Origin of the sequence: Nostoc sp. DedQUE07, assembly GCF_034530975.2 — a bacterium.
Taxonomy (GTDB): domain Bacteria; phylum Cyanobacteriota; class Cyanobacteriia; order Cyanobacteriales; family Nostocaceae; genus Nostoc.
In genome coordinates, this window is sequence record NZ_JAVRCC020000001.1 from 159,697 (window position 1) to 169,929 (window position 10,233).

Consider the following 10,233-nt stretch of genomic DNA (forward strand, 5'->3'; position numbering starts at 1 on the left):
ATATACTAGGTATTTTCCAGATTATGACTGATGTCAGGGCTTGAGTGGCGATTGAATTTATACATAGATAGTTAAAGTTATTCCCCACAAATAAAACAACCCCATCCCGGAAGCGAGATGAGGTTGAAAGTTATAACCATTTCTGCAAATTAGATGAATTTTAGATGTCTACAATAGCTCGATCTATACAAGCCCTCATCTTTTCAGCTAGAGTTCGGGCATGGGGTTCTCTAAAAATAGAGTCGTGGTTTCCTGGGACATTTTGAATATCCAAATCTCCTAAGACCATTTCACTCCAACCCATTTTGGGGTCAACCTCCCGTTTTTCCAATGCATTGCGCTCATCTGCTCGGAATACAGTGACTCGACCTGGATAAGCTTTTAGAACGTATTCTCTAGCTGCCTGTTTATTGGCCTCTTCGATTGTTAATTTCCGGTAGTTATAAGGTACAGTCCGCCAGATTCTTAAGGAAAATTTAAAGATAAATTTTCGGAACTTCTCTTGAAGTTTATACTTCAGCCAAGAACTTTTATTTCTTATTTGCTCAAGTACGTAATTAGTCCCAAGTTTTGTCAGGTTGTCCCAATGCTGAGAAACTCGCTTTTCTAATGGCGCTTGTTTAATATAATTTGGGCCAGTGGTATCAAATAAAGCTAACAAAGCTACTTTTTGACCTTGCTTTACGAGTTGTTGAGCCATTTCCCAAGCTACTAGTCCGCCAAAGGAGGAGCCACCCAAAAAATAAGGGCCTTCAGGTTGAATAGTTTGTATTTCTTTGATGTAATGAGCCGCCATTTGTGCAAGCTTGGTAAAGGGAGCTTCTTTGCCGTTTAATCCTCGTGCTTGTAGTGCATAAAATGGCTGATTTTCACCTAAATGAAGTGATAAATCTCGGTAGTAGAGAACACTTAAACCAATTGCATGGATGCAAAACAGAGGTGGCTTAGAACCGTTGGGCTGCATTGGTACTAGTGATGACCAAGGCATCGATTTTTCTGAGTTGTTACTAGTATTACTCTCAACCTGATTATGGCTTTCCGGCAAAAACCCTTGCTGGCGAATAAAATTAGTTAATTGCTCAATGGTTGAAGATTGTAAAAGAATAGCTAAGGGCAGATTTAAACCAAATGTCTTTTCAATCTGAGAAAACAGGTGTACTGCAAGTAGGGAGTTTCCACCCAAATCAAAAAAGTTGTCTTTTATGCCAATGGGATGAATACCTAAAAGGTTTTCCCAGATTTTAGTTAATTGAAGTTGTAATGGATCTTCTGCTGTGGCAAATATTTTTCCTATTTTAGAATTAGTTGGATTCAGCGCAGAGAAGGCTTGGCGATCGACTTCCCGATTAACATTTAATGGTAGAGAATCGACGATGAAAAAGGCAGAAGGCAACAAAGGTTCAGGTAACTTTTGCAGGAGAAAAGTCAGCAGTTGCTCGCTCGCAAAAGTTTCTCCTTGTTTGGGAACAACATAAGCAACTAAACTTTTATCCCCAAGAACATCTTCTTTGGCAATCACCACAGTTTTTTGTATGCCTGGATATTGACCCAAAGTTGTTTCAATTTCAGCCAACTCAATACGAAAGCCGCGAATTTTTATCTGATTGTCTAAGCGACCCACAAACTCAATGTTGCCGTCACTTAAGTAGCGTCCTAAGTCACCAGTTCTGTAAAGGTATGCTCCAGATTCGCTGCTAAAGGGATTGGGGATAAATTTCTCAGATGTTAATTCGGGACGATTAAAGTAGCCTTGGGTAACACCGATACCGCTGATGTAGATTTCACCAGTTACACCAATAGGGAGGAGTTGCGATCGCCGATCGAGGATGTAGATTTGAGTATTAGCGATCGCTTTTCCTATAGGAATTTCTGACCGAGTGCTGTCTTCAGTGGCAGTTTCCGGGTCGTAAACCGTGGCGGTTAAGGTTGTTTCTAGCGATCCATAAGCATTCAGCCAGCGTAATTGCTTGCCAACTTTTTCTACCCAAGTTAGATAAGCTTGCTGTGAGACTTTTTCACCACCAACTATGACTAAGCGCAAGTTGGCTGGTAAGCTTTGGGGAGACACAGATAGCTCCTTGACTAACTCATACCAAAAAGACGTGGCTAGATTAACAACAGTAATTTGTTGTTGAGCAATGAATGGGAAAAACTGCGTCGTCGATTGCATCTCCTGAGATTGGAGAATTGCAGTAGCACCAGTAATCCAAGTGGGAAAGAGTGATTCAATGAAAGTATCGCAACTGATATTAGGTATGAGTAGTAGGCGATCGCTCTGAGTCAACTCCCAAGTTTCGCTAATTGCCAAGCTGTGGGTGACAAGATTATGGTGGGTAATAGCTATACCGTTGGGTTTTCCATTGCAGCCGGACACATACATTACACAGGCGAGAGTCCGATCTGTGCCATAACTTTCTGGATTTTCAGTCACGTGTACGGCAATAACTTCCCAATCACTATCCAAACAGATAGCTTGTGCCTGATGCTTAGAGAACTTCTCAACTAATGAGCTTTGGGTTAACACCAAAGATATTTGGGCATCTTCTAAAATGACAGCCAGACCATCTTGCCCAGATGTCGGAGCGATGGGTACGTAAGTTCCACCGACTTTCAAAATACCCAACAGCCCCACAATCATCTCCAGGGAAGGCTCTAGATAAAGACCGATGAGTACCCCCGATTCTACCCCTAAAGTTTGCAAATAGTAGGCTAGTTGATTTGCACGGTGGTTGAGTTCCTGATAAGTTAGTTGCTGATTTTCAAAACTGACTGCAATATTATTTGGAGTGGCTTTAGCTTGATTTTCAAACCACTGATGGATACAAGTATGCTGAGGATAATCAGCTAGTTTGCTATTCCACTCAACTAACAATTGATGTTGTTCGGGTGCTGTCAACAGGGGTAATTCAGCAATCGGGCGATCGGGATTAGCAACAATACCTTCGAGTAAAGTTTTGAAGTGTCCCAACATCCGCTCTATGGTACTGGCATCAAACATCTCGGCATTGTAATCAAATACCATGCCTAGACCATTATCCTGTTCCCGCAAGACCAACGTCAGATCGTATTTGGTTTTGCCATGATAGATGTAGCCAAATAAAGAAGTGATAGTCAAATCAGGTAGTTGCACTGATGCCATGCCACGACCATTCGACCAAGGAGGATTGAGGGAAAATTTTACCTGGAACAGGGGTGAACTATTGCGACTTCGCTGTTCTGGTTTAAGTTCTTCAATTAGCTTCTCAAAGGGTAGGTCTTGATGGGTATAAGCTTCTAAACAATCCTTACGCACTCGCTCTAATAATTCTCGGAAAGTTGGATTTCCTGCAAAGTTACTCCGCAGTACAAGAGTATTAGAAAAAAATCCAATCAGCCCCTCAGTTTCAACTTGTCCTCGACCTGCACTTGCAAAGTTAATTAGTAGGTCTTCTTGTCCAGAATAACGGTAGAGCAATAGCTCAAATGCTGCCAGTAGAGTCATGAACAGGGTGACACCCCATTTTTGACTCATGTCTGTTAGGGCATGGTTCAGCGTCTTTGATAGCAGGAGGGCCGCGCGATCGCCTCGATAGGTTTGCACTCCTTGAGGACGGGGGCGATCGTAAGGTAACTCAACGATCGGTAAATTGCCTTCTAGCTTTTGCTTCCAGTAGTTTACCTGTGACTCTAAAACTTCTCCCTGGAGCCATTGATATTGCCAATTGGTAAAATCAGCATACTGCACTGGTAAGGGAGTTAAAGGAGAAACCTGACCTGCTGATGATGCTTTATAGATGGTAATCAGGTCTTGATAAAACAGATCGGATGAAGCACCATCACAAACTATGCAGTGCATATTCCAAATTAGCAGATGTTCGCGATCGCTCAATCGCAGCAGTAACACTCGCAAAATTGGCCCGTTGCCTAAATCGAAGGGTTGATGAGCTTCTTTAGTTGCCAGTAGGTGAGCTTCTGCTTCTCGCTGTTCATCTGGTACTTGCCGCAAGTCAATTATTGGCAATGTCAAGGAAACATCGGTGGCAATGACTTGAGTGGGCTTTCCATTCACTGCTGGAAAAGTTGTCCGCAGAACTTCATGGCGACGGACGACTTCTCTTAAACTTTCCTCTAAGACAGCAACATTAAGGTTCCCCGTAAAACGCACGACAACTGGCATATTATTTGAGGAACTATCAGGTTCAAACTGATGGAGGAACCATATCCGTTGCTGACCAAAGGAAAGCGGCAAGTTACCATTCCGTTCACAAGCGACAATTGGGGGAATCTGGGAACTGGCGGCTGTGTTAATTTGTCGGAGAAAGTTGATGATTTCGGCTTTTTGAGTTTTTAACTCGGTTAGCAATTCTGGTGTGAAACTATCTTTTGCCGCCCGATAGCGTAAGCGTTCGCCCTCTAGCCAAAGTTTGACATCGCGCTGACGCAGCTCAGATAGTAGTTCATCTAATGTTTTCATAGCTCACCTTCCTCGTAATCATCAGCTGTTGCACTCTCAGCAGCTTGAACGCCTTGGGCTGCCCACCGCAGAGTTTCCACTCGTTCAGCCAAATCTGCTACCGTTGGTAATTCAAATAAATTGGACATCAAAATTTCTGCTTGCAACGCTTGGCGCATTCGAGAAATCACTTGAATTCCTAGTAGAGAATATCCACCCAATTCAAAAAAGTTGTCGTTAATCCCAACCTGTTTGACATTAAGAACCTGCGCCCAGATATCTGCAATCTGCTGTTCAATGGGAGTGCGAGGTGCTACATAATTTGCCTCCAGTTCCGGGCGGGAAGCATCAGGCTTTGGCAATGCCTTGCGATCGACTTTGCCATTGGGGGTTAACGGCATAGCTTCTAGTGCCATAAAAATCGTTGGCACCATAAAATCAGGAAGTTGTTGTTTCAAGAATCGACGCAATTGCGAAATCACTTCCAAGCTATCTTGACCTGTTTCGGCAACAATATAACCGACTAAACTAGTCTCATTAGGAATGTCTTCTCGAACAATTACAACAGCTTCTTTTACTCCTGGATGTTGCAGGAGTGCGGTTTCAATTTCACCCAATTCTATGCGGAAACCACGCAGTTTTACCTGATAGTCGATACGACCCAAGTATTCAATATGTCCATCTGGTAAATAACGAGCCAAATCTCCAGTTTTGTATAAGCGCGATTTCGGGTTTGAACTGAAGGGATTAGAAATAAATCTTTCAGCAGTTAGTTCGGGACGATTTAGATATCCTCTTGCTAGTCCTTCGCCACCAATATACAACTCACCTGATATACCAATGGGAACGGGTTGTAAATGGGAGTCTAAAATGTAGATTTGCGTATTAGCTAGAGGGTAACCAATGCCTATTGCTTTATTTGCCGTTGTCACCTTGTAACCTGTTGACCAAATCGTTGTTTCTGTAGGGCCGTAAAGGTTCCACAAACAAGCTCCCTTCGGTAATAATTGATTTGCGAGGTCTCTAGGTAAGGCTTCACCTGTGGAAATCATCTTGAGTTGAGGACTACCTTGCCATCCGGCTGCCAGTAATAACCGCCAAGTAACTGGTGTCGGTTGCATAAAGGTTGCCCCGGAGGAGGTTAGCGTTTTTAACAGTTGTGTCCCGTCAGCCGCAACTTCACGGCTTACCAACACTAACTTCGCACCTACAGACAGGGGTAGAAAAATTTCTGAAACGGCAATATCAAAGGATAGGCTAGTAACAGAGAGGAGAGTATCCTCAGCAGTTAAACCGGGTTCTTTAGCGATCGCCTGAAGGAGATTAACAGCACTCTGATGTTGAATTTGAACGCCTTTCGGTTGACCTGTCGAGCCAGATGTATAGATGACGTAGGCTAAGTTATTGGCAGTGACGTTATCTGTCGGGTTATCTAACCCATAATTATTTATAGATTGCCAGTTGGTATCCAGGCAAACAATCTCTGCTTGATGGTTGGGTAGTCCTGATTTTAGCTTCTGCTGCGTTAATAGCACTGACACCTGAGCATCTTGCAGCATGAAAGCTAAACGTTCTTGAGGATAAGCATAATCTAATGGTACATAAGCTCCCCCGGCTTTGAGAATGCCTAAAACTCCTACAACCATTTCCAAGCTGCGCTCGACACATAGACCAACCAGAACTTCTGGCCCGACTCCTAAGCTTTGGAGATAATGGGCTAGTTGATTGGCCCGCTGATTCAGTTCGCGGTAGCTAATTTGTTCATCTTCAAAAACTACAGCGATCGCATCTGGAGTCTTTTCCACTTGAGTTTCAAACAGCTGGTGAATGCAGATATTTTGGGGATAAGCTGTTTGAGTATTGTTCCATGTTGCTAATAACTGTTGCTCGACTGCTGGCAAAATTGGCAATTTAGCAATAATTTGATTAGGGTTAGCAACTATACCAAATAACAAAGTTTCAAACTCTGCCATCCGGCGGCGGATAGTATCAGCGTCAAATAAATTAGTGTTGTACTGGCATTCCAGAATAAGTTCACCATGCGATTCCGTAGCATTGATAAACAGTTCAAAATTCTCGAAGGCGCGGGGATTGGAGAAAAATTCTACTTCTAAATTAACAAACGGAAGTCGATCGCTGTCTAAGGCTTGATCGACATTAAATATAATTGGTACTAAGGGAATACGGCTGGAATCCCGTGGCAATACTAATTTTTTGACCAGACTGCCAAAGGTAAATTGTTGATGGTCATAAGCATCTAAGACAGCCGAACGCCGCGTTTGCAAGTAGTCGCTGAAAGATTTTTCGCCATTAATCTGGCTACGCAATGGTAGTAAATTAACACAGTGACCTACGAGATTATATTGTCCTAAAGCAGCTTGTCCGGCGGCTGGAATACCTACAACTAAATCGTTTTGTCCTGTCAGACGGTGCAGCCAGACCTCGAATCCTCCCAGGATCGTATTCATAAAGCTACAACCGAGTTTTGTTCCTAGTTGTTTCAGGTTGGCAACTAATTCGGAATTTAAATGCCAATCTTCGCGGGCGGCGTTAAAGGTTCTGAGTGGGGGACGGGGGCGATCGCTAGGGAAATCCAGTACAGGTACAGAGTCAGCGAATTGTTGTAACCAGTATTGTTCTGTGGCGATCGCTTCTGGACTATCCGCCTCTTCTTCCTGCAAAATCGCATATTCACTTAAGTAGTCTGGTTCTTCTAATTCAGGAACAATACCCTGTTGCAAGCCAGAATAAAATTTACCCAAATCTGGCATCAGCACAGCCCAAGACCAACCATCACAAATAATATGATGGGCTGTCAAAATAGCTAGATGCTCCTGCGGCTGCAATTTGACAATTTTTGCCCGAAAGAGAGGCCCATGTTCCAAATCAAAAGGTTGCTCTACCTCTTGTCGCAAGATACTAGCTAATTTTTCCTGTTTTTCCTGTGCTTCTAGGTTAGACAGTTCAATAATAGGAATTTCAATTTGCCGAGAAGCAACAATGCAGAGTGTATTGCCATCGGTACTAAAAGTTGTCCGTAGTGCTTCATGACGTTGTACTAACTTTTCCACCGCAGATTGGAAAAGTTTGACATCAAGTTCGCCTTTTAGTCGCAGAGATTGAGACTCATTATAAGCACAATTAGCAGCATCGCCCATTTGCACAGAAGCCCAAATTTCTTTTTGTGATTCTGTAGCGGGGGCGGTTAGAAGTAATTCTCCATCTGCAAATGGATCAAAATCAACCGCAGTTAATGTCGATTGGTAATCTACAGGTGATAAGGTCATAAAACTCTATTATTTTCTCAGTTTATTGAATGTGGATAAATCTCAATCTTTTTTAGATTACTGACTTTAAATACCTTGTTTAGCTAAGATTGTATATTTTAAATAATTACGTGCAGGGACTTCTACATATCTATATGTCAATGATGCAGCCAATAAAACAATCATAAGAAATACTCCTAAAGATGTCAACGATTGATATTCTGTGAATTCTTTGCCAAAAACATCGTGAAATTTATAAAGCCAGAAAAGTTTTAACAATTCTTGAACAAACCAATGAACCATATAAATTGAGTAAGAGATAGTGCCGATATATAGCATTAACTGTGAATTGAGAAACTTTGATATAACACTTTTGTTGTTGATAGATACAGATAAAATCAGTAGAGAAAAAGCTGGTAAAATTAACCAATCATGAATGTTACGAAAATTATGCCAGTAATAATGCATAATCAAAATTATCCAAGTTATAGCTATAATTGCCAGGAAATTAAGATTAAAATGCTTTTTATAATTACCTCTATGATAAATTTTGTAAGTTATAATACCAAGGATGCATTCTAGCCCACATCTAGCTATTGAAGGTATGCCAATAATAGTATCTAAATTTCCACGGGTAAAGGTGATTAGTAGTAATATGCAAAAGAGAGTGGAACTATAAATTATCAAATCAGTTTTGAATTTATTTTTTAATAAAATTAATAATAAAATTGGAAATATGCAGTAAATAAAAAACTCTACACTTATTGACCAAGCTGGCTCATTCCAATAAGTATTACACCATAATAAAGGTGGGCACTTTATGTCAAATGCTTGGAGAAGAAAAATATTGGAAAAAAGAGCCGTTAAGTTAAATTTACCAGTAAAAGCAGAAGTGTTTAGGAAAAATAATTTTACAACCTCTAATCCAACAAATAGAAAAATAATAAATATATGCAGAGGATAAATTCTCGCAAAACGCGAGAATAAATATGAACGATAGTTCTTTAAACTGACTTTTAAACAAAAAGTATCGACATAAACGTGGGTCATGATAAAACCACTCAGAATAAAGAAAAAATCAACCCATAAATATCCATTTTGGAAAAAATTAGTATAGGCTGATAAAGTTGAACCTGTTTTCGGTAAACCGTAGTAAGAAAAATGGTGTATAACAACAACCAAGGCTGCAATACCGCGTAAAGAAGTGAGCGATTTGATGTGTTTATACATTGAGGTTTTTGGTTTTAGTTTCTATCTATAGCAATCCAATTAAAATTGTAAAAATTCTTTTTAAAATTAGATGCGTAGTTGATTTATTTTGGTTAAATAAAGAATGTCAAAAGCACTGATTCTGTATAAAATAAAGCTACGCAAAACATCTAAAAGAGAAACTTTTACAAATGATTTAGAATTGCTATAGAACACCGATTCAGTATTAAGACTAATTAATAATTAGTCATTTGAGAAAGATTAGAGTTTTTTCCCAATCTTGTTGATAAATTGCTTTAACTTTCCCTCAATAGATTTTAGTTTTAATACACCAGAGCGCAGGATCATAAATTTACTTTTCGGTTGGCGATCCGATAGAAGACCGAGAGCAAAAATTTTGAGCCGATCTTTCAAAGCAGATTGATCTGGTGGAGTGGGTTTTAATCCCAGTCTGCGTAAGTAGCTGTTGACTTGATATATTCTGGCTTTGAGATCGTAAGGTCGCAGATAAAAGAGAATACTCAAAGCTACAGAGACATTATTACTATTTTTGGCCCAATGGGGTGCCAATATCGGATGATGGAGTCCCTTACCTGGTTGCAAATGGTAAACTCTTGCTTTACTCTGATTTTCCTCTTTATAATTTGCTACGTTCAGGTCGCCTACATAAAATTTTTCGATCTCCTCTTCGCTCAGTACAGAACGATCGCTTTGATTGAAGAGGCTCATATCTTTCTCGCCCTGAATTTGAAACAGGAAATTCAACTCACTATCGATATGGTAAGGTGTAATAGAATTTGGGGAACCAATAAAGATGTAAGCACCTAGCCACGTCATCTGCTGCCGAAGGGGTTTACCTGTAAGAGTTTCGAGTTCAGTTATAATCTGGTTAACCAAGGCAGCATATTCTGGGTCTACTTGAACATCTTCAAGCATGACCCAAGAATCCGATTCCCCAATATGTGCGATCGCCTCGTTAATTTGCTTGATTCCAGGTCGCTGATTCCACTTTTGCTCAACAGGGACTTTGCTGATATAAGACTGGATTTTATTTGTTCTACCCTGACTTAGCATGGTATTTGCAAGCTCAACTAAGCGGGGGATCTCAAATAAAGGATGTCCTGCAAGGTTGTGCGAAAACATGAAGTGAGAAGAGTTGAAGTTTTCCCGGAAGTTTGAAACATCAGTTTCAATGATTTGTTCGGGAAGCTTCGGATCGGACTTAATAGAACTCGGTTCAAGTAGATTATCAACTGACATACAAAAATGGATGAGTATTTACTATTTGCAAAAATTACTAACGCTTACTACACTTTCTATGCACTT

At 40.7% G+C, this 10,233-nt stretch carries 4 protein-coding genes; all 4 read right to left on the minus strand.

Translation table 11 applies throughout. From position 1 onward, the window contains the following. Positions 1–160: 160 nt before the first annotated feature. The 4 genes from RMZ95_RS00615 to RMZ95_RS00630 all read right to left on the minus strand — a co-directional run bounded on the left by RMZ95_RS00615 (position 161) and on the right by RMZ95_RS00630 (position 10,167). Positions 161–4,453 (minus strand): amino acid adenylation domain-containing protein, encoded by a 4,293-nt coding sequence (locus tag RMZ95_RS00615; RefSeq protein ID WP_322683111.1) that lies wholly within the window; start codon positions 4,451–4,453, stop codon positions 161–163. After that, on the minus strand, positions 4,450–7,719 hold the full coding sequence (locus RMZ95_RS00620; protein ID WP_322683110.1) for an amino acid adenylation domain-containing protein: 3,270 nt from the start codon (positions 7,717–7,719) through the stop codon (positions 4,450–4,452). Before RMZ95_RS00620 ends, RMZ95_RS00615 begins: the two co-directional genes overlap by 4 nt. Positions 7,720–7,785: 66 nt before the next feature. Next, complete coding sequence (locus RMZ95_RS00625) at positions 7,786–8,928, minus strand: acyltransferase (RefSeq protein ID WP_322683109.1); 1,143 nt, start codon at positions 8,926–8,928, stop codon at positions 7,786–7,788. Between the two features lie 240 nt (positions 8,929–9,168). After that, positions 9,169–10,167 carry a cupin-like domain-containing protein gene (locus tag RMZ95_RS00630; RefSeq protein WP_322683108.1) on the minus strand — a complete coding sequence of 333 codons (999 nt, stop codon included), beginning with the start codon at positions 10,165–10,167 and terminating at the stop codon, positions 9,169–9,171. Positions 10,168–10,233 lie beyond the last annotated feature (66 nt).

What these genes read in the sequence shown, in the direction of transcription:
- RMZ95_RS00615 (WP_322683111.1), bottom strand. Translation starts at nt 4,453, where the DNA reads ATGAAAACATTAGATGAACTACTATCTGAGCTGCGTCAGCGCGATGTC.
- RMZ95_RS00620 (WP_322683110.1), bottom strand. Translation starts at nt 7,719, where the DNA reads ATGACCTTATCACCTGTAGATTACCAATCGACATTAACTGCGGTTGAT.
- RMZ95_RS00625 (WP_322683109.1), bottom strand. Translation starts at nt 8,928, where the DNA reads ATGTATAAACACATCAAATCGCTCACTTCTTTACGCGGTATTGCAGCC.
- RMZ95_RS00630 (WP_322683108.1), bottom strand. Translation starts at nt 10,167, where the DNA reads ATGTCAGTTGATAATCTACTTGAACCGAGTTCTATTAAGTCCGATCCG.